Raw genomic sequence first — 18,511 nt, forward strand, 5'->3', positions numbered from 1 at the left:
GGCGGCGGTTTGCTTTCGCGAGATCCGCATGAGGGCGAGCTTTCTTGCCGCAGTGATGTTCGGACTGGCGGGTACCGCCCTGCTCGCCGGGCTCGGCGTGTGGCAGATCCACCGGCTGCACTGGAAGGAAGGGCTGATCGCCGAGCTCGACGCCAAGCTCTCGGCCAAGCCGGTGCCGCTCCCCGCCGCACCCGACCCCAAGCGCGACGAGTTCCTGCGCGTCCGGGTTCAGGGCACCATCGGCTCGAAGGTCATCGATCTGCTGACTACCGAGCGGCCCTGGGGGCCGGGCTTTCGCGTGATCGCGCCGCTCACGCTGGCGGGCTCGGGCCGGACGGTGCTGGTCGATATGGGCTACATCCCCGAGGCGATGAAGGACAAGCGTTTGGTCAGGGGCCGCAAGGCCGAGGCCACTGGGGCGCTGTTCTGGCCCCGCCACCACGACAGCTTCACCCCGCCGCCCGATCTGGGCAGGAACATCTGGTTCGCCCGCGACCCGGCGGCGATGGGCAAGGCGCTTGGCGCCGAGCCGGTGCTGATCGTCGCCGACGACCACGATCTGGGGAAATGGCCAATGGCGATCCGGCTTGGGGTGAATCTGCCCAACAACCACCTGACCTATGCCATCACCTGGTTCTCGCTGGCGGTGATGTGGGCGGTGATGAGCCTGATGCTGGCCCGGCGCGAGAGCGCGCGGCGCCCGGCGTGAGCCGCCGGCATTGTCGGCTGCGCGGCTGTCCGCTATGAGCCGGGGGAACGGGAGGCGACACGCGCCATGCGCTATGTAAGCACCAGGGGTCGGGCGCCCGCGCTCTCCTTCGAGGAGGCGATGCTGGGCGGGCTCGCCCGCGACGGCGGGCTCTATGTGCCCGAGTCGGTGCGCCCGATGGCGCCCGGCGCCATCGCCGCCCTCGCGGGGCTGACCTACGAGGAGGCCGCGCTGCGCGTGATGCAGCCCTTCCTCGGTGGCTGCTTCGCCGAGGACGCGTTCCGCGCCATCCTCGCCCGCGCCTATGCCGCCTTTCGTCACCCGGCACGCTGCCCGCTGGAGCAGATCGGGCCGAACGACTGGATCCTCGAGCTGCATCACGGGCCCACGCTCGCCTTCAAGGACATGGCGATGCAGCTCATCGGCCAGATGTTCGAGGCAGTGCTGGAGCGCCGCGGCGAGCGGCTGACCATCGTCGGCGCCACCTCGGGCGATACCGGCTCGGCGGCGATCGAGGCGTTTCGCGGGCTCGACAAGGTCGACGTCTTTATCCTCTACCCGCACGGCCGGGTCTCGCAGGTGCAGCGCCGCCAGATGACCACGCCGGCCGAGCCCAACGTCCACGCGCTCGCCGTCGAGGGCGACTTCGACGACTGCCAGGCGCTGGTCAAGGCGATGTTCAACGACCACGCCTTCCGCGACGCGGTGGGGCTGGCCGCGGTGAACTCGATCAACTGGGCCCGCGTACTGGCGCAGACGGTGTACTACTTCACCGCCGCCGTGGCGCTGGGCGCGCCGGCGCGGCCGCTGGCGTTCTCCGTGCCCACGGGCAATTTCGGCGACATCTACGCGGGCCATGTCGCCCGGCGCATGGGTCTTCCCGTCTCCCGCCTGGTCATCGCCACCAACGAGAACGACATCCTGCACCGCACGCTCGAGGGGGGCGTCTACGAGCGGCGCGGCGTGGTGGCGACCAATGCGCCCTCGATGGACATCCAGGTCAGCTCGAATTTCGAGCGGCTGCTGTTTGAACTCGCGGACAGCGACGGTCGCGCCGTCACCGAGCTCATGGACGAGCTGGCCGCCACAGGCCGCTTCGCCCTCCCGCAGGGCGCGCTGGAGCGCCTGCGCGAGGGCTTCGCCTCCGCGCGCATCGACCGGCCACGGGTCGAGCAGACCATCGCGCGTGTGGCGCGCGAGGCCGAGATCGTGATCGATCCGCACACCGCGATCGGCGTGGCCGCCGGCCGCGCCTGCCGCGGCGACCCGGCCGTGCCCATGGTCGCGCTGGGCACCGCCCATGCCGCCAAGTTCCCCGACGCCGTCGAGGCGGCCTGCGGCATCCGCCCGCCCCTGCCCGAGCGCCTCGCCGACCTATATGAGCGCGAGGAGCGGATCACGCCGATTGGCAACGACCTCGCCGCGCTGGAGGCCCTGATCCGCGAGCGGCGCGGCACACTTTGACAAGGCGGAAAAGGCAGGCATGAGCGTTGAGATCACCTCGCTGAGGAACGGCTTCCGAATCGTCACCGAACATATGCCGGGGCGGGCCTCGGCCGCGCTCGGCGTCTGGGTCGAGGCCGGTTCGCGCCACGAAACCGCGCCCGAGAACGGCATTGCGCATTTCCTCGAGCACATGGCCTTCAAGGGCACGGCGACACGCACGGCGCTTCAAATCGCGGAGACTATCGAGGACGTGGGCGGCCACCTCAACGCCTACACCTCGCGCGAGCGCACGGCCTATTACGCCCGCGTGCTGTCGGAGGACGTGCCGCTGGCGATGGAGCTGATCGCCGACATCCTTCGTGCGCCGCGATTCGCGCAAGCCGACATCGAGACCGAGCGCGGCGTCATCCTGCAGGAGATCGGCCAGGCGCTCGACACCCCCGACGACATCATCTTCGACTGGCTGCAGGAGGTCGCCTACCCGGACCAGCCGATCGGCCGCCACATCCTCGGCGCGCCCGAGCGGGTGCGCGGATTTTCCCGCACCGACCTTACCGGGTTCACCGGGCGCCACTACGCGCCGGGCCGCATGATCCTCGCCGCCGCGGGCGACGTCGACCACGGCCGGATCGTCCGCCTCGCCGAGCGTTTGTACGGCGATCTCCCGGCTGTCGCGCCGGGCACGCCCGAGCCGGCCGCCTTCGCCGGCGGCGAGCGGCGCGTGGCACGGCCGCTCGAGCAGGCGCACATGGCGATGGCGCTCGCCGGCCCGGCCTTCGCCGAGCCCGACTACCACGCCGCACTGATCCTTTCCGTGATCCTCGGCGGCGGCATGTCCTCGCGCCTGTTCCAGGAGGCGCGCGAGAAGCGCGGGCTGTGCTATACGATCTTCGCCCAGTACGGCGCCTGGTCGGATTCGGGGCTGATGACGATCTACGCGGGCACGGGAGGAGATGAGCTGGCCGAGCTGGTCGACCTGACGGCCGATGAAATCGCGCGGGCGGCCGAGACGGTCGCACCGGCCGAACTGGCGCGCGCCCGGGCCCAGACTCGCGCCGGGCTGCTCATGGGCCTGGAAAGCGCCTCGGCGCGGGCGGAGCGAATCGCCAGCCTGCAGGCGACGCTCGGCCGGGTCCCCTCGGTTGAGGAGACGGTCGAGCGGGTGGAGGCGGTGAACCCCGAGGCGCTGCGCCGGGCGGCCGGGCGGATGCTTTCCGCCCCCCCGGCGCTGGTGCTCTACGGTCCGGTCGAGGGGGCGCACCCCTTCGAGACGCTCACCGGACGGCTCGTGGCCTGAGCCGATGTTCATGCGTCGCCGGACCCGCGCCGACACCGAGCTTCAGACCGAGCGGCTCGTCATGCGGGCGCCCGAGATGCGCGACTTCGAGCAATGGGCCCGGCTGAGGCGCGACAGCCGCGCCTTCCTCGCCCCGTGGGAGCCGGAATGGTCGCGCGACCATCTCTCGAGCCGATCGTTCCGAAACCGCGTGCTCTGGGCGGAGCGGGCAATCCGCCGCGGAGAGGCTTACCCGCTGTTCCTGTTCCGCCTCAAGGACGGGCAGATCATCGGCGGTCTGACGCTGTCCAACATCCGCCGCCATCCGGCGCAGGCGGGGACACTGGGCTACTGGATCGGCGAGCCTTACGCCATGCAGCGCTACATGACCGAGGCCCTGACGGCGCTGTGCGAGCGCGCCTTCGCCGTGCTCGATCTCTCGCGGCTGGAGGCCGCCTGCCTGCCGGACAACACCCCCTCGCGCCGGCTGCTCGAGCGCTGCGGCTTCCGGCTCGAGGGCACCGCACAGGCCTATCTGCAGATCGACGGCCACTGGCGCGACCACGTCCTCTATGCGGTGCTGAGGCCCGACCGGCGCAACGAGTCGGAGTGAGGCCGCAAACGGCGAGCGCCACGGCTCAGGCGTGGCCGCCCCAGGACGAGAGCATCGCCGGATCGACGCCGAGCTTGGCCAACGCCTTGTCCCATTTGCCCGCCTCGTCATCGCCGAACAACAGCTCGTCATCGGGGTCGCAGGCCAGCCAGCCATTGGCGCGCATTTCGGCCTCGAGCTGGCCCGGCGCCCAGCCAGCATAGCCCAGCGCCACGATGGCGCGGCGCGGACCGCGATTGTCGGCGATGGCGTGCAGGATATCGACGGTGGCGGTCATCGAGGTCGCCTGATCCACCTGCAGGGTCGCCTCGCCCGAATCGTAGTCCGACGAATGCAGCACAAAGCCACGACCGGTCTCCACCGGTCCGCCGAAATGCACCGGCGCCAGCCCGACCGGCTCGCCGATCGGAATCTCGAGCTTTTCGAACAGGTCCTTGAGCCTGAGGTCGTCGGCGTGCTTGTTCACGATCAGCCCCATCGCGCCCTCCGAGCTGTGCGCACAGAGATAGACCAGCGAGCGCCGAAAGCGCGGGTCGCTCATGCCGGGCATCGCGATCAGCACCTGGCCGCCGAGCGAGTCGTCATGCGTGGATGTCTCGGATTCCGTCATGTCCCAGATGATGGCGCTGTCGGACGGTGGGCGCAAGAAATCGCGAAAGCGTTATGGAGAGCTTGTGGCGAAAGTCCTATGTAGGTGGGGCGATGCCGCTGGAGAAGACGCTCCGATCCCTTGTTTGCGCCTCGGCGCTGGCCGCCGCATCCATTCTGGTCGCGGCGCCCGCGCGCGCGCAGTCGATCGTCTCGACCGGGCAGTCCTTCGTGAAGGTCTCGCTGCTTCCCGGCAAGGCCGAGCCGGGCGGCGCGCGCATGGCGGGCCTCGTGGTCGATCTCAAGCCCGGATGGAAGACCTATTGGCGCAGCCCCGGTGAGGCCGGGCTGCCGCCAACCTTCGACTGGTCGCATTCGCGCAATCTCGCTTCGGCCGAGCTGCGCTGGCCGCGGCCGCAATTCTTCGACAGCTTCGGCATGCGCACGCTCGGCTACACCGGCCGCGTGGTGTTTCCCGTGCGCCTGGTGCCCAAGGATCCCTCGCGCCCGATGGCGGTCCATCTGGATCTCGCCCTGGGCGTTTGCCACGACCTGTGCGTGCTTGAGAAGACCAAGGTCGACGCCACGATCGGCGCCGACTCCCCGCAGACCGGCGCGCCGCTGGTGGCCGCCGCCGAGGCGAAGGTCCCCCGCCCCGCCCCGGCAGTCGGGCTGACCGAGGCGCAGTGCCGGATCAGCGGAACCGGCAAGACACGCGAATTCGAGGCAACCCTCGACTTTGACCATCAGGTCAGGGAACCCAAGGTGGTGCTCGAGGGGCCCGATCTCGCCTGGTTCAAGGACGTGCAAACGACGCCCGGCCCAAACGGCCGGCTCCACGTCGACGCTCAACTCAAGCTGCTCGACGCCAAGGCCTGGGTCGGCCGCTCGGACATCCGCATGACCGTGCTCGCCGACAACTTCGCCGCCGACGTCAAGGGCTGCGCCGCGCCCAAGGGCTGAGCGCAGCCTTCGCGATCATCAAGGCCGGGGTGCCCGGGCGCCGCAGTGGCGCCACGGCGGCGACCGGGCGGGGACAGCGCCTCAGCCGTTCACCGCGGCGATCATGCCCCGCTCGGCGGCCAGTGCGCGCATCTGCGCCTGCAGCTTCTCGAAGGCGCGCACCTCGATCTGGCGGATGCGCTCGCGGCTGACGTCGTAGACCTTGCTCAGATCCTCGAGCGTCACCGGCTCGTCCTTCAGCCGCCGCTCGGTCAGGATGTGGCGCTCGCGCTCGTTGAGCCCCTTCATCGCCTCGAGCAAGAGCTCGTGGCGCGTCTCCAGCTCCTGGCGGTCGGCGTACTGCGCGGCCTGGTCGGCGTCCTCGTCGGCCAGCCAGTCCTGCCACTCGGTCGAACCCTCGGCATCGCCCCGGAGCGGCGCGTTGAGCGAGCTGTCACCACCGCCCGAGAGCCGCCGGTTCATGCTCACCACGTCGTTCTCGGTGACGCCGAGGTCGGTGGCGATGCGCTCGACCTGCTCGGGGCGCATGTCGCCGTCCTCGAGCGCGCCGATCTTGCCCTTGGCCTTGCGCAGGTTGAAGAACAGCTTCTTTTGCGCCGCTGTGGTGCCCAGCTTCACCATCGACCAGGAGCGCAGGATGTATTCCTGGATCGAGGCGCGAATCCACCACATGGCATAGGTCGCGAGCCGGAAACCCTTGTCCGGGTCGAAGCGCTTGACCGCCTGCATCAGCCCGACATTCGCCTCCGAGATGATCTCGGCCAGCGGCAGGCCATAGCCGCGATAGCCCATGGCGATCTTGGCCGCGAGCCGCAGGTGCGAGGTGACCAGCCGGTGCGCCGAGTCGCGGTCACCATGGTCCACCCAGGCCTTCGCCAGCATGTATTCCTCCTCGGGCTCCAGCATGGGGAACTTCCGGATCTCCGAAAGATACCGGCTGAGCCCTTGCTCCGGCGACGGAGCGGGAAGGTTGGAATACGTCGTTGCCATCAATTCCCTCTTGTTGGGCCTGGTCCTCCCCGGGGAGAACCGTCTCGAGAAGGATTATAGTCCGCAGACAATGTGCCTCATCCGTTCTCTCACTTATTTTAACGTGGTTTGCTAGGATTCCGGTCCCCTAAAATTCTTAAAAATTGGACAAGATCGCGCAGGTCCGTGGGAAGGGGCGCTTCGAAGGACAGGCGCTCCCCACTCACGGGGTGGCGAAAGCCCAGGCTCGCGGCGTGCAGCGCCTGCCGGGGAAAGCTGCGCAGCGTCTCGGCCTGCTCGGCCAAAAGCGGCCCCAGCCGGGGCCGATGCCGGCGACCATAGACGGGGTCGCCGAGCAGCGGATGGCCGATATGGGCCGCATGCACGCGGATCTGGTGCGTGCGCCCGGTCTCGAGCCGGCACTCGGCGAGGCTGGCGACCGGCGCGGCGGCGTCGCCGTGGCCGAATCGCTCCAGGACGCGCAGCCGCGTCACGGCGTGGCGGCCCCGCGCCGCGACCGCCATGCGCTTGCGCTCGGCGGGGTGCCGGGCGATGGCGGCCTCGATGCGGATCCAGCCGCCCGCCTCGAAGCTCACGCCGGGCAGTCCGGCGAGCCGCGCCTCGACGCGCTCCGGCGCCCCCCAAAGGATGGCGAGATAGCGCCGCTCGATCTCGTGCGCGGCGAAAAGCGCCGACAGCCCGGCATGGGCGGCCGCGGACTTGGCCACGACCAGCAGCCCCGAGGTGTCCTTGTCGATGCGGTGCACGATGCCCGGCCTGAGCGCACCGCCGATGCCCGTGAGTGACCCGCCGCAGTGATGCAGCAGCGCATTGACCAGCGTGCCGCGCTCGGCGCCCGGCGCGGGATGCACCACCATCCCCGCAGGCTTGTCGATCACGACCAGATCGGCATCCTCGTGGACGATGCAAAGCGGGATCGCCTCGGGCTGAGGCGTGATCGGCACGGGCGGCGGGATCTCCAGCGCGAACGTCTCGCCCGCCTTGACTTTACGCTTCGCCTCCGTGACCGTCTCGCCTGCCTCGCCGCTGACCGCGCCCTCGGCGATCAGCCGCGCGATGCGCGAGCGCGACAGGCCGGGATCCCCCTGGCCGAGCTCGGCCAGGGCCTTGTCCAGCCGGGCGCCGGCCAGCTCGGCGGGGACGGTCAGCTCGAGCGGGGCGTCGTCCCCATTGGAAGGGTCCGCCATGGTTCAGCCCCGCCCCGCCGCCGACGCAGACCTGCCCGAGCCGCCGCAGGTCCGCCGGCTCAGGCGGCTGGTCAGCCTGCTGATCATCGTGCTGATCGGCGGCATGCTGGTGGTCGTGGTCGCCATGGTGGTGCAGCTGGGCTCCGTGCACAGCCCGCCCCCGCCCGCGCTGGGTCCGGTCAGGGCCGGCTCCTTCACGCTGCCCGCCGGGGCGCAGGCCGTGGCGCTGGGCCGGGCGCACGGCGAGGTGCTGATCCTCACGCGCGATGGCGCGGGCGCGGAGACCCTGCGCGTCTTCGACGCAAAGACCGGCGCCCAGACCTCGGCCACCCCGATCCGGCGCAAGTAGCTCACGCGAGATCCCGATAGGCGGGATACCCCGCCAGCGCCCCGGCCTCGTAGACACCGCGGGCAATGGCGCGCGCGACGCAATCGGCCGCCAGCATGCCGATGCGGGCGACCTCGGCGACCGGGTCTTCGAGCGGCTTCGCCCCGGTCGAGAGCACGAAGACGGTGTCGCCGTCCACCGGCGTGTGCACCGGCCGGATGGCCCGCGCGATGCCGTCCTGGGCCATCATCGCCACCCGCTTCGCCGCAGGCCGGGTCAGGGCTGCGTCGGTCGCCACCACGGCGAGCGTCGTGTTCGCCCCGGCGGGCGAGTGGAAGGGGTGGTCCATCTCCCTCAGCGGCCCCTCGGGCGGCGCCTGGCCGCCGAACTCGCGCTCCATCTCCAGCCACCAGGCCCAGAAGGTGCGGGTGCCCGGGATCACCACCGACCCGGCGGGGTTCGCCACCGCGAGCGCGCCGAGCGTGCAGCCGTTCCACTCGACCGAGGCGGTGCCGAGCCCGCCCTTGAGCGCACCGGCCTTGGCCCCCAGCCCGGCCCCCGCATTGCCCAGCGCGAAATCGCTGCCCGCCGCGGCGGCCGCCTCCAGCCCCAGCCGCCACCAGGGTGGCTCGTCCCAGTCCTTCGGGCCCCCGGTGGCGAGGTCGAAAATGATCGCCGCCGGCACGATCGGCACCAGCGCGTCGCGGATGGCGAAGCCGCGGCCCTGGCCGCGCAGCCAGTGCATCACCCCGCCAGCGGCATCGAGCCCATAGGCCGAGCCGCCCGAAAGCGCGATGGCATGGATCGCCTGCACCATGGACTCGGGCGCCAGCGACTCGGTCTCGCGCGTGCCGGGCGCGCCGCCGCGCACGTCCACGGCGGCAATGGCGGCGCTGTCGGGGATGATGGCCGTGGTGCCGGTGACGAGCCCGGGCGCCTCGGCATTGCCGACGCGGATGCCGGGGACATCGGTGATGCTGTTGCGCGGGCCGGGCCGGATCATCGGGTCATACTCCACCCGGGAACATAGGGGGGCTGCGCCGCCGCTTGCAATGGCGGCCGCGCGCCAGCAAGCTCGGCCGGGGAAGATGGGGCAGGCAGGAAGCCACGATGTCGGGACCGCTGGAGGGGATTCGCGTCCTCGAATTCGAGGCGATCGGCCCGGGGCCCTATTGCGGCATGCTGCTCGCCGACCTCGGCGCCCAGGTGCTGCGCATCGCCCGGCCCGGCGCGGACCGCGGCGCACTGATCGCGGATGTTGGCGACGCCGTCCTGCTTCGCGGCCGCCCCGCCATCACGCTCGATCTAAAGCGTGCCGCCGACCTCGATCTCGCCCGCCGCCTCATCGCCCGCGCCGACGGCCTGCTCGAGGGGCTGAGACCTGGCGCGATGGAGAAGCTGGGGCTCGGCCCGGGCGAGGCGCTGGCACTCAACCCGCGCCTGGTCTACGGCCGCGTCACCGGCTGGGGACAAGAGGGCCCGCTGGCGCGCAGCGCCGGGCACGACATCAACTACATTGCGCTTTCCGGCGTGCTCGCGGCGATGGGGCCGGCCGGTGCGCCGCCCTGCCCGCCCCTCAACCTCGTGGGCGATTTCGGCGGCGGCGGGCTCTGGCTCGCCTTCGGCATGCTCGCAGGCCTGATCGAGGCCGGCCGCACCGGGCGCGGCCAGGTGATCGACGCCGCCATGCTCGACGGCGCAGCCAGCCAAATGGCGCTGATCTATGCTTGGTACGCAAACGGTCGCTGGCGCGACGAGCGCGGCGCCAACCTGCTCGACGGCGGTGCGCCGTTCTACCGCTGCTATGCCTGCGCCGATGGCCGCTTCGTCGCCGTCGGCGCCATCGAGCCGCAATTCTTCGCCGCGCTGATGCAGGGCCTGGGCCTCGCCGGCGAGGCCTGGGAGCAGACCGACCGCGCCCGCTGGCCCGCGCTCGCCGAGCGCATGGCCGAGGTCTTCGCCACGCGCCCGCGCGATGACTGGGCGGCGCGGTTCGAGGGCACCGACGCCTGCGTGACCCCGGTGCTCGGCCTCGCCGAAGCGCCGCAGCACCCGCAAAACCGGGCGCGCGGCACCTTCTTGGGCCCGCCTGACCAGCCGGCGCCCGGGCCGCGCTTTTCCAACCACGGACGCGCCCTGCCCTGTGCTGGCGCCGCGCCGCCGGTCGAGCGCGACCGCGTGCTCGCCGACTGGGGCATCTGAGCCGCAGCTTGCCTCGACGGCATGCTCTCGCCTAGCATTCGCGCAACCGATTGCGCGGAGACAGCGGTCATGGCCAAGGGCGCCGTTCTGGCAGGGATTGTGCTTCTGGGCCTTCTGTCCCCCGGATCCGCCGGGGCGCAGGGCTATGCCCCGGGCGAGAAGCTCGCGCTGGTGAACTGCGGCCGCTGCCACGTGGTCAACGACAGGAACCGCATGGGCGGCATCGGCTCGACGCCCTCCTTCGCCATCCTGCGCAGCCGGTCCGACTGGGAGAAGCGCATGAAGTCCTTCTGGACCCGGCGCCCGCACATCTCCTTCACCCAGATCGAGGGCGTCACGCACCCCTTCCCGATCAACCGGCCGCCGCCGATCCACCCGATCACGCTGACGCGGCACCAGGTGGACCAGATCGTGGACTACATGCGCTCGCTCAAGCCGGCCGACCTGGGCATAAAGATGCGGACGCGCTAGGGCGCGGTCGCGCTTCAGATCTCGGCCGGCCTACCTATGCAAGCGCCCGTAGGGCGGCCTTCAGCCCGCCATCTCGCCGCCGGTATACGGGCCGCAGGCCCCCGCCCGACACGGGCGTCGCCGTATCGATTTTTAAAATCTAATGATTCCAATATCTTGCGCAGCGTCCAAATTTGGACGCCCCTCCCGGCTCACAGCCGCCAGTCGTCGATCGCGGCGATGTCCTCGTCGGAAAAGCCGAAATGATGCGCGATCTCGTGCACCAGCACATGGGCCACCAGGCGGGCCAGCGCTACGTCGCCGCGCTCGATCCACTCGTCGAGGATCGGCCGGCGATAGAGCCAGACCGCGTCGGGCTCGACAGCCACGTCGCTGACCGACTTCTCGGTCAGCGCCACGCCGTGATAGAGCCCGGTCAGCTCGAACGGGTCCTCGATGCCCAAGGCGTCCAGCGTCTCGTCGTCGGCAAACTCGGCCACCCGGATGACCAGCCCCTCGCACGGGGTGCGGAAGGCCGGCGGCATCTCCTCCCAGGCCGCGCGTGCCATGCGCTCGATGTCCTCGAGCGTCGGCGCGGTCAGGTCGTCGGGCGCATCTGCCATTGGTCTCTCCCACAGGCGAAGGGCGGAGCCGAGGCCCCGCCCTTGCCGGTCGATCCGGTCCCGCCCGCTCAGCAGGAATAGTACATGTCGTACTCGATCGGGTGCGGCGTGTGCTCGTAGTTGTAGACCTCCTCCCATTTGAGGTCCATGTAGCCCTCGATCTGGCCGCGCGTGAACACGTCGCCGGCCATCAGGAACTCCATGTCGGCCTCGAGCGCGCCCAGCGCCTCGCGCAGGCTCCCGCACACGGTCGGGATGCCGGCGAGCTCTTCGGGCGGCAGGTCGTAGAGGTCCTTGTCCGCCGGCTCGCCGGGGTGGATCTTGTTCTGGATGCCGTCGAGCCCGGCCATCATCATCGCCGACATGGCCAGGTAGGGATTGGCCGCGGGGTCGGGGAAGCGCACCTCGACGCGCTTGGCCTTCGGGCTCTCGGTCCAGGGGATGCGCACGCTCGCCGAGCGATTGCGCGCCGAATAGGCGAGCAGCACCGGCGCCTCGAAGCCCGGGATCAGCCGCTTGTACGAGTTGGTCGCCGGGTTGGTGAACGCGTTGAGCGCCTTGGCGTGCTTGAGGATGCCGCCGATGTAGTAGAGCGCCATCTCCGAGAGGTCCGAGTACTGGTCACCGGCGAACAGCGGCTTGCCGTCCTTCCAGATCGACTGGCTGACATGCATGCCGGTGCCGTTGTCGCCCTTGATCGGCTTGGGCATGAAAGTGACCGACTTGCCATAGGCATGGGCCACGTTATGCACCACGTATTTGTAGTTCTGCAGCGCGTCGCCCTGGCGGGTCAGCGTGCCGAAGATCAGGCCCAGCTCGTGCTGGCACGAGCCGACCTCGTGGTGGTGCTTGTCGACCTTCAGCCCGATCCGCTTCATGGTCGAGAGCATCTCCGAGCGGATGTCCTGGGCCGCGTCCACCGGATTGACCGGGAAATAGCCGCCCTTGACGCGCGAGCGGTGGCCCATGTTGCCCATCTCGTACTCGGTGTCGGTGTTCCAGGCGCCATCCTGGGCATCGACCTCGAAGGCGACCTTGTTCATCGCCACCTTGAAGCGCACGTCGTCGAACATGAAGAACTCGGCCTCGGGCCCCCAGAAGGAGCTGTCGCCGATGCCGGAGTTCTTCAGGTACTGCTCGGCCTTCAGCGCGGTGGCGCGCGGGTCGCGGTCATAGAACTCGCCGGTGTCCGGCTCGACCACGGTGCAAAAGCAGGCCAGGGTCTTCTCGGCGTAGAACGGGTCGACGAAGGCGCTGTCGACGTCGACCAGAAGCTTCATGTCGGACTGGTCGATCGACTTCCAGCCGGCGATCGACGATCCGTCGAACATCCAGCCGTCCTCGGCCCAGTCCTCGTCGACGATATCGGACAGCGCCGTGACGTGCTGCATCTTGCCGCGCGGATCGGTGAAGCGGAGGTCGACATAGGCGATCTCCTCGTCACGGATGCGCTTGAGCAGCTCGGCTCCTTTACTCATGGGTGGCCCCTTCTTTCCTCAGGCTTGGGTTGAGTTTCTTGGTTTGCGGCGGGCGGCTCAGAGGGCGTCGGGCCCCTCCTCGCCGGTGCGGATGCGGATCGCCTGCTGAACCTCCGAGACGAAGATCTTGCCGTCGCCGATCTTGCCGGTCTTGGCGGCGCCGACGATGGCCTCGACCACGCTGTCGAGCTGGTCGTCGGCGATCACCACCTCGATCTTCACCTTGGGCAGGAAGTCGACGACGTACTCGGCGCCGCGGTAGAGCTCGGTATGGCCCTTCTGGCGCCCGAACCCCTTGGCCTCGAGCACGCTGAGCCCCTGGATGCCGATCTCCTGCAACGCCTCCTTGACCTCGTCGAGCTTGAACGGCTTGATGATGGCTTCGACCTTTTTCACCGGGCTCTCCCTCCGTGCGTTGAAGCGTGCCCGGATCGGACCGGTCACGCGGGATTGACTGCCCCGAGAGATGCAGGGACCGTGCCAAACCCGGCATGGGCGCGAAACCGGGGGCTGCAGCGGGGTGCGCGGAAAACGGGCGGCAAATTTGCCTTCTCATTGGGCAAAATGATGCTTCTTTATGCAGGCGCGGGGGCCATGCGCCAGCTTGACGGGACAGGACCGGGAAAGATCAATGGAAAGCCGTCAGTCCGGGGCCCCGGACTTGATCCGGGGCCGCGTGGCCCAACCTGACGGGAAGAGGCCCCGCGCGCCGGCCGGGGCCCGGACCGATGCGGGAGCCGCCATGACCGACCTCCTCACCGCCGCGCAGATGCGCGCCATCGAGACCGCCGCCATCGATTCGGGCGAGGTCACCGGCCTCGAGCTGATGGAGCGCGCCGGCCGCGGCGTGGTCGAGGCGATCCTGGACCGGCGCCCCGACCTCGCCGCCGCACCGCACCGCGCGGTGGTGCTGTGCGGCCCCGGCAACAACGGTGGCGACGGCTTCGTGGTGGCGCGACTTCTGCGCGAGCGGGGCTGGGAGGTCGAGGTCTTCCTCTATGGTGAGGAAGCGAAGCTCAAGGGCGACGCGGCTCAGAACGCGCGGCGGTGGCGCGAGATGGGGGAAATACGCCCGATCGACCGCTTAACATCGATGACGACGGGATGCGACGTCCGCATAGATGCTCTGTTCGGAACCGGGCTGACCCGGCCCGTTTCGAACGATCTGGTTCAGGCTGACGAGAGCACGTCGCGAGACGAAGACGGAAGCTGGATCGGCGGCTTGCGTGTCGCCATTGACATTGAGTCCGGGCGCTGCGCTGACAGCGGCAGGGAGCTGGGTGGCGAGCGCAACGCGCTCGACTCCGAGCTGGTCGTCACTTTCCAGTCCCGCAAGGTGGGGCACTATCTGGGCCATACTTCCAGAAGCCCCCGTGGCATTCGGACTGTCGACATTGGCTTGGGCAAATGGCGTGACGACTACGTCGGAAAGCATGAGGCTGACATCGTGCGAGAGGCGCATCCTCTCCGTCGAAGCCTCAACAAGCCGCTGTCAGGGCACAAACACAAGTATGACTTCGGCCACGCCGTGATCCTCTCGGGCGGCGCGGGCAAGGGCGGCGCCGCCCGCCTCGCCGCGCGCGGCGCGCTGCGCATCGGCGCAGGGCTCGTGACCGTCGCCGCGCCGCCCGAGGCCATCGCCGAGCACGCCGCCCAGCTCACCTCCATCATGCTGCGCCCGGTGAGCGGGGCCGAGGCGCTGGACCGGATGCTCGAGGACGACCGGCTCAACGCCATCGGGCTCGGGCCGGGCCTCGGCGTCGGCGGCCACACGCGGGGCCTCGTCGCCGCGGCGCTGAACGCGCGGCGTGGCACCGTGCTGGATGCCGACGCGCTGACCAGCTTTGCCGAGGACCCGGGGGGCCTGTTCAGCCTGGTGCACGAGGGCTGCGTCCTGACCCCGCACATGGGCGAGTTCGCCCGCCTCTTCCCCGACATCGCGGACAAGCTGAAGGCGCCGGCCACAAAGGGCCCCGCCTATTCCAAGGTCGACGCCGCGCGCGAGGCGGCAGCGCGGGCGGGTTGCACCGTGCTGGTCAAGGGCGCGGACACGGTGATCGCCGACCAGGCCGGCCGGGCGGCGATCAACTCGGCGCATTACGAGCGCGCCGCGCCCTGGCTGGCAACCGCCGGGGCTGGGGACGTGCTCGCGGGCATGATCACCGGCCTGCTCGCCCGCGACTTCGGGCCGATGGCCGCCGCCGAGACCGCCGCCTGGCTCCACGTCGAGGCGGCGCGCAGGTTTGGCCCCGGCCTGATCTCCGAGGACCTGCCCGAGATGCTGCCGGCCGTGTTCCGCGACCTCGGTCTCTGAGGGCAGCCCTCGGGCTGCGCCACGCCGCGCGGCGTTAACCATGAAGACCGTCCAAATGGACAATCCAAATAAGTCAATGACTTAGACATGTGTCCACATGTGGACACCGGTCTGCAAGGCGATTTTGGCAGGTTTCGCCGCGGCGCGCGGCGTCGCTTGGCCCCAACCGGCGGGAAACTGCGACAAAACTGCGCTTTCCCTCTATCGCCTGCCGATTCCGCTTGCTATAGGGGCCTCGATTTTGCACCCCCCGGGCCCGGCTCGCGGCGGTGGTAAGCGGGCGTGGTGGAACCGGTAGACACGCGAGATTTAGGTTCTCGTGCCGAAAGGCGTGGGGGTTCAAGTCCCTCCGCCCGCACCACGGGAGCATTGAAGGGGACGGCCGGGCGGCAGCAAGGACACGCAAGGACAGGTTAAGCCGATGCAAGTGACCGAAACCAAGGCGGAGGGCCTGAGGCGCGAATACCAGGTGGTCGTGCCCGCCGACACGCTGGAGGCGAAGACCACGGAGAAGCTCAAGACCGTGCGCCAGGACTTCCAGATGAAGGGTTTCCGCAAGGGCAAGGCCCCCATGCCGCTGCTCAAGAAGATGTTCGGCAAGTCGCTGATGGGCGAGGTCGTGCAGGAGACGGTCGAGGAGACGGTCAGCGAGCACCTGAGCGAGACCGGCCACCGCCCCGCCCAGCAGCCCGAGGTCAAGATCGTCAACGAGGAGTTCGACGAAGGCTCCGACCTCAAGATCGAGTTCACCTACGAGTGCCTGCCCGAAGTGCCCGAGGTCGACTTCTCCGCCATCAAGCTGGAGCGCAAGTTGGTCACGGTCGACGATTCGGCCGTGGAGGACGCGCTCAAGCGCCTCGCCGAGAGCTCGACCGTCTACGAACCGCGCGAGGACGGCGCCGAGGCGCAGGACCACGACCAGGTCGTGCTCGACTTCACCGGCAGGATCGACGGCGAGCCCTTCGACGGCGGCGAGGCCGAGGACTACCCGCTGGTGCTCGGCTCGAAATCCTTCATTCCCGGCTTCGAGGACCAGCTTCTGGGCGCCACAGCCGGCGAGAAGCGCGAGGTCACCGTGACCTTCCCCGAGGGCTACGGCGCAAGCCACCTCGCCGGCAAGGAAGCCGTGTTCGACGTCACCGTGAAGGAGGTGCGGGCGCCGAAGTCGTCCGAGATCGACGAGGATCTCGCCACGCGCTACGGCGCCGAGAACCTCGACGATCTGCGCAAGCAGATTCGCGAGCGCATCGCGGCCGAGTACAACGAGAGCACGCGGTCTCTGCTGAAGCGCCGGCTTCTCGACGCGCTCGACGAGGCGGTCAAGTTCGAGTTGCCTCCCTCCCTGGTCGAGGCCGAGGCGGAGGCGATCGCCCATCAGCTGTGGCACGAGGACAACCCCGACCACGAGGGTCACGATCACCCCGAGATCGAGCCGACCGACGAGCACCGCAAGCTTGCCGAGCGTCGCGTGAAGCTCGGCCTTCTGCTCGCCGAGGTCGGCAAGAAGATGGACATCGAGATCAGTGACCAAGAGATGGGCCAGGCGATCATGGCCCAGGCCCGCAACTTCCCCGGCCAGGAGCGGCAGTTCTTCGATTACGTGCGTCAGAACCGTCAGGCGCTCGAGCAAATTCGTGCCCCAATTTTCGAGGATAAGGTGGTCGACAGTATCGTCGAGCAGGCGAAGGTCTCCGAGGTCCCGGTGAGCAAGGAGGAGTTCGAGCGGGAACTCGAGGCGCTCGACAAGGAGTGACGCTCGATTAGGAATGGCGCTCGACCGGACGTGACGATGACGCGGGTCGGTCCGCGTCGGCCCCAGTGCCCTTGCCGCTGATGCGGCCGGCAACTATTGGTGATCGTCACGCGGCCGGCCGACCGGGCGGCACGTTGCATCAAGCAGGCAGGATCCCCCATGAAGGACCCCGTGGAAACCACCACAAGCTACATCATCCCGACCGTCGAGGAGATCACGGCGCGCGGCTCGCTGCGCTACGACATCTTCTCGCGCATGCTAAAGGAACGGATCATCTTCGTCGCCGGCCCGATCCAGGACGAGACGGCGACATCGATCGTCGCCCAGCTCCTGTTCCTCGAATCGGAGAACCCGAAGAAAGAGATCTCGATGTACATCAACAGCCCGGGCGGGGTCGTAAGCTCGGGGCTGTCGGTCTACGACACCATGCAGTACATCCGCTGCCCGGTCTCCACCGTGTGCTTCGGACAAGCGGCCTCGATGGGCTCGCTCCTGTTGTGCGCCGGTGAGAAGGACATGCGGTTCTCGCTTCCCAACAGCCGCATCATGGTGCACCAGCCATCAGGCGGCTTCCAGGGACAGGCCTCCGACATCGAGATTCACGCCCGCGAGGTCCTGGCGCTGAAGAAGCGGCTCAACGAGATCTACGTCCAGCACACTGGCCAGTCGCTCGACGCGGTCGAGGCGGCGCTCGAGCGCGACTTCTTCATGACGCCCCAGCAGGCCAAGGACTGGGGCATCGTCGACGGCATCGTGGAGAAGCGGGCCTTGCCCGAGCAAGAAAGCGCCGAATGATGTGTGTCGGACAAGGAGCATCGGGTGACAGGCATGGCCACGCCAGCGAGATTCTTGCTTGGCCGGATTCGGCTGTTACCTTATTGTCAAGCGAGTGACACGAGCCTTCTAGCGGGAGCGCCCGTACGGGGAGTGGGATGACAAAGACTGGCGGCCCTGACAGCAAGAACACCCTCTACTGCTCATTCTGCGGAAAGAGCCAGCACGAGGTGCGCAAGCTCATCGCGGGCCCGACCGTGTTCATCTGCGACGAATGCGTCGAGTTGTGCATGGACATCATCCGCGAGGAGACCAAGAACAATCTGGTCAAGTCGGCGGACGGCGTGCCCAGCCCGCGGGAGATCTGCGATGTGCTGGACGACTATGTTATCGGCCAGCAGCGTGCCAAGCGCGTGCTCTCGGTTGCCGTGCACAACCACTACAAGCGGCTCGGCCACGCCGCACGCTCGAGCGATGTGGAGCTGGCCAAGTCGAACATCCTGCTGATCGGCCCGACGGGATGTGGCAAGACGCTTCTGGCGCAGACGCTGGCGCGTATTCTCGACGTGCCCTTCACCATGGCCGATGCCACCACGCTGACCGAGGCCGGCTATGTGGGCGAGGATGTCGAGAACATCATCCTGAAGCTGCTGCAGTCGGCCGACTACAATGTCGAGCGCGCCCAGCGCGGCATTGTCTACATTGACGAAATCGATAAGATTTCGCGCAAGTCCGACAACCCTTCGATCACGCGCGATGTGTCGGGCGAGGGCGTCCAGCAGGCGCTGCTCAAGATCATCGAGGGCACGGTCGCCAA

At 68.9% G+C, this 18,511-nt stretch carries 19 protein-coding genes and 1 tRNA gene; 13 read left to right on the top strand and 7 right to left on the bottom strand.

Features of this window, described 5'->3' with window-relative positions; all coding sequences use genetic code 11:
• Positions 1–28 precede the first annotated feature (28 nt).
• The 4 genes from AC32QD_RS15555 to AC32QD_RS15570 all read left to right on the top strand — a co-directional run bounded on the left by AC32QD_RS15555 (position 29) and on the right by AC32QD_RS15570 (position 4,044).
• Positions 29–709: an SURF1 family protein gene (locus AC32QD_RS15555; RefSeq protein ID WP_492011420.1), complete on the top strand. Its 681-nt coding sequence runs from the start codon at positions 29–31 to the stop codon at positions 707–709.
• Between the two features lie 66 nt (positions 710–775).
• Positions 776–2,173: a threonine synthase gene (gene thrC, locus AC32QD_RS15560; RefSeq protein ID WP_492011421.1), complete on the top strand. Its 1,398-nt coding sequence runs from the start codon at positions 776–778 to the stop codon at positions 2,171–2,173.
• Between the two features lie 19 nt (positions 2,174–2,192).
• Entirely contained in the window at positions 2,193–3,452 is a 1,260-nt protein-coding gene (locus AC32QD_RS15565) for a M16 family metallopeptidase (RefSeq protein ID WP_492011422.1), read from the top strand.
• 4 nt (positions 3,453–3,456) lie between these two features.
• Entirely contained in the window at positions 3,457–4,044 is a 588-nt protein-coding gene (locus AC32QD_RS15570) for a GNAT family N-acetyltransferase (protein ID WP_492011423.1), read from the top strand.
• Positions 4,045–4,069: 25 nt separating this feature from the next.
• Here AC32QD_RS15570 and AC32QD_RS15575 read toward each other — a convergent pair whose 3' ends face one another.
• Entirely contained in the window at positions 4,070–4,654 is a 585-nt protein-coding gene (locus AC32QD_RS15575) for a YqgE/AlgH family protein (protein ID WP_492011424.1), read from the bottom strand.
• A gap of 92 nt (positions 4,655–4,746) precedes the next feature.
• On the opposite strand from AC32QD_RS15575, the gene AC32QD_RS15580 reads away from it, so the two are divergent.
• Entirely contained in the window at positions 4,747–5,595 is an 849-nt protein-coding gene (locus AC32QD_RS15580) for a protein-disulfide reductase DsbD domain-containing protein (RefSeq protein ID WP_492011425.1), read from the top strand.
• An 81-nt stretch (positions 5,596–5,676) separates the two neighbouring features.
• On the opposite strand, the gene rpoH is transcribed toward AC32QD_RS15580, so the two are convergent.
• On the bottom strand, positions 5,677–6,585 hold the full coding sequence (gene rpoH / locus AC32QD_RS15585) for an RNA polymerase sigma factor RpoH (protein ID WP_492011426.1): 909 nt from the start codon (positions 6,583–6,585) through the stop codon (positions 5,677–5,679).
• Positions 6,586–6,683: 98 nt separating this feature from the next.
• Entirely contained in the window at positions 6,684–7,772 is a 1,089-nt protein-coding gene (locus tag AC32QD_RS15590; protein ID WP_492011427.1) for an RluA family pseudouridine synthase, read from the bottom strand.
• On the opposite strand from AC32QD_RS15590, the gene AC32QD_RS15595 reads away from it, so the two are divergent.
• Positions 7,771–8,121 (top strand): DUF6476 family protein, encoded by a 351-nt coding sequence (locus tag AC32QD_RS15595; protein ID WP_492011428.1) that lies wholly within the window; start codon positions 7,771–7,773, stop codon positions 8,119–8,121. The two genes, AC32QD_RS15590 and AC32QD_RS15595, sit on opposite strands and share 2 nt — an antisense overlap.
• Before the next feature lies 1 nt (position 8,122).
• Here the strand turns inward: AC32QD_RS15595 and AC32QD_RS15600 are convergent, their stop codons facing one another.
• Positions 8,123–9,103: a P1 family peptidase gene (locus AC32QD_RS15600; protein ID WP_492011429.1), complete on the bottom strand. Its 981-nt coding sequence runs from the start codon at positions 9,101–9,103 to the stop codon at positions 8,123–8,125.
• Positions 9,104–9,210: 107 nt separating this feature from the next.
• Here AC32QD_RS15600 and AC32QD_RS15605 point away from each other — a divergent pair, with 107 nt between their 5' ends.
• Positions 9,211–10,302: a CaiB/BaiF CoA transferase family protein gene (locus AC32QD_RS15605; protein ID WP_492011430.1), complete on the top strand. Its 1,092-nt coding sequence runs from the start codon at positions 9,211–9,213 to the stop codon at positions 10,300–10,302.
• Positions 10,303–10,371: 69 nt separating this feature from the next.
• Positions 10,372–10,773, top strand: a complete 402-nt coding sequence (locus AC32QD_RS15610; RefSeq protein ID WP_492011431.1) for a c-type cytochrome — start codon at positions 10,372–10,374, stop codon at positions 10,771–10,773.
• A gap of 191 nt (positions 10,774–10,964) precedes the next feature.
• On the opposite strand, the gene AC32QD_RS15615 is transcribed toward AC32QD_RS15610, so the two are convergent.
• The 3 genes from AC32QD_RS15615 to AC32QD_RS15625 form a co-directional block, all read right to left on the bottom strand.
• A complete protein-coding gene (locus AC32QD_RS15615; protein WP_492011432.1) occupies positions 10,965–11,375 on the bottom strand; it encodes a metallopeptidase family protein in 411 nt (136 codons plus the stop codon).
• Between the two features lie 68 nt (positions 11,376–11,443).
• Entirely contained in the window at positions 11,444–12,853 is a 1,410-nt protein-coding gene (glnA, locus tag AC32QD_RS15620) for a type I glutamate--ammonia ligase (protein WP_492011433.1), read from the bottom strand.
• A gap of 57 nt (positions 12,854–12,910) precedes the next feature.
• On the bottom strand, positions 12,911–13,249 hold the full coding sequence (locus AC32QD_RS15625; protein ID WP_492011434.1) for a P-II family nitrogen regulator: 339 nt from the start codon (positions 13,247–13,249) through the stop codon (positions 12,911–12,913).
• 346 nt (positions 13,250–13,595) lie between these two features.
• Here AC32QD_RS15625 and AC32QD_RS15630 point away from each other — a divergent pair, with 346 nt between their 5' ends.
• From AC32QD_RS15630 to clpX, 5 genes are all read left to right on the top strand, one after another.
• Positions 13,596–15,167, top strand: coding sequence for an NAD(P)H-hydrate dehydratase (locus AC32QD_RS15630; RefSeq protein ID WP_492011435.1), 1,572 nt, complete (start codon positions 13,596–13,598; stop codon positions 15,165–15,167).
• 276 nt (positions 15,168–15,443) lie between these two features.
• Positions 15,444–15,528: transfer RNA gene (locus AC32QD_RS15635), tRNA-Leu, on the top strand.
• 60 nt (positions 15,529–15,588) lie between these two features.
• Complete coding sequence (tig, locus tag AC32QD_RS15640) at positions 15,589–16,920, top strand: trigger factor (RefSeq protein WP_492011436.1); 1,332 nt, start codon at positions 15,589–15,591, stop codon at positions 16,918–16,920.
• A 159-nt stretch (positions 16,921–17,079) separates the two neighbouring features.
• Positions 17,080–17,715: an ATP-dependent Clp protease proteolytic subunit gene (locus AC32QD_RS15645; RefSeq protein WP_492011437.1), complete on the top strand. Its 636-nt coding sequence runs from the start codon at positions 17,080–17,082 to the stop codon at positions 17,713–17,715.
• Between the two features lie 137 nt (positions 17,716–17,852).
• Positions 17,853–18,511: ATP-dependent Clp protease ATP-binding subunit ClpX (gene clpX, locus AC32QD_RS15650; protein ID WP_492011438.1), on the top strand; the 659-nt coding region annotated here is incomplete at its 3' end.

The sequence above is a fragment of the Thermohalobaculum sp. genome (genome assembly GCF_058622915.1).

Bases quoted from the DNA above. Each gene is read 5' to 3' on its own strand.
- AC32QD_RS15555 (WP_492011420.1), top strand. From the start codon at position 29: ATGAGGGCGAGCTTTCTTGCCGCAGTGATGTTCGGACTGGCGGGTACC.
- AC32QD_RS15595 (WP_492011428.1), top strand. From the start codon at position 7,771: ATGGTTCAGCCCCGCCCCGCCGCCGACGCAGACCTGCCCGAGCCGCCG.
- AC32QD_RS15645 (WP_492011437.1), top strand. From the start codon at position 17,080: ATGAAGGACCCCGTGGAAACCACCACAAGCTACATCATCCCGACCGTC.
- AC32QD_RS15630 (WP_492011435.1), top strand. From the start codon at position 13,596: ATGACCGACCTCCTCACCGCCGCGCAGATGCGCGCCATCGAGACCGCC.
- AC32QD_RS15600 (WP_492011429.1), bottom strand. From the start codon at position 9,103: ATGATCCGGCCCGGCCCGCGCAACAGCATCACCGATGTCCCCGGCATC.
- tig (WP_492011436.1), top strand. From the start codon at position 15,589: ATGCAAGTGACCGAAACCAAGGCGGAGGGCCTGAGGCGCGAATACCAG.
- thrC (WP_492011421.1), top strand. From the start codon at position 776: ATGCGCTATGTAAGCACCAGGGGTCGGGCGCCCGCGCTCTCCTTCGAG.
- AC32QD_RS15565 (WP_492011422.1), top strand. From the start codon at position 2,193: ATGAGCGTTGAGATCACCTCGCTGAGGAACGGCTTCCGAATCGTCACC.
- AC32QD_RS15590 (WP_492011427.1), bottom strand. From the start codon at position 7,772: ATGGCGGACCCTTCCAATGGGGACGACGCCCCGCTCGAGCTGACCGTC.
- rpoH (WP_492011426.1), bottom strand. From the start codon at position 6,585: ATGGCAACGACGTATTCCAACCTTCCCGCTCCGTCGCCGGAGCAAGGG.
- AC32QD_RS15570 (WP_492011423.1), top strand. From the start codon at position 3,457: ATGTTCATGCGTCGCCGGACCCGCGCCGACACCGAGCTTCAGACCGAG.
- AC32QD_RS15615 (WP_492011432.1), bottom strand. From the start codon at position 11,375: ATGGCAGATGCGCCCGACGACCTGACCGCGCCGACGCTCGAGGACATC.
- AC32QD_RS15610 (WP_492011431.1), top strand. From the start codon at position 10,372: ATGGCCAAGGGCGCCGTTCTGGCAGGGATTGTGCTTCTGGGCCTTCTG.
- AC32QD_RS15575 (WP_492011424.1), bottom strand. From the start codon at position 4,654: ATGACGGAATCCGAGACATCCACGCATGACGACTCGCTCGGCGGCCAG.
- glnA (WP_492011433.1), bottom strand. From the start codon at position 12,853: ATGAGTAAAGGAGCCGAGCTGCTCAAGCGCATCCGTGACGAGGAGATC.
- AC32QD_RS15580 (WP_492011425.1), top strand. From the start codon at position 4,747: ATGCCGCTGGAGAAGACGCTCCGATCCCTTGTTTGCGCCTCGGCGCTG.
- AC32QD_RS15605 (WP_492011430.1), top strand. From the start codon at position 9,211: ATGTCGGGACCGCTGGAGGGGATTCGCGTCCTCGAATTCGAGGCGATC.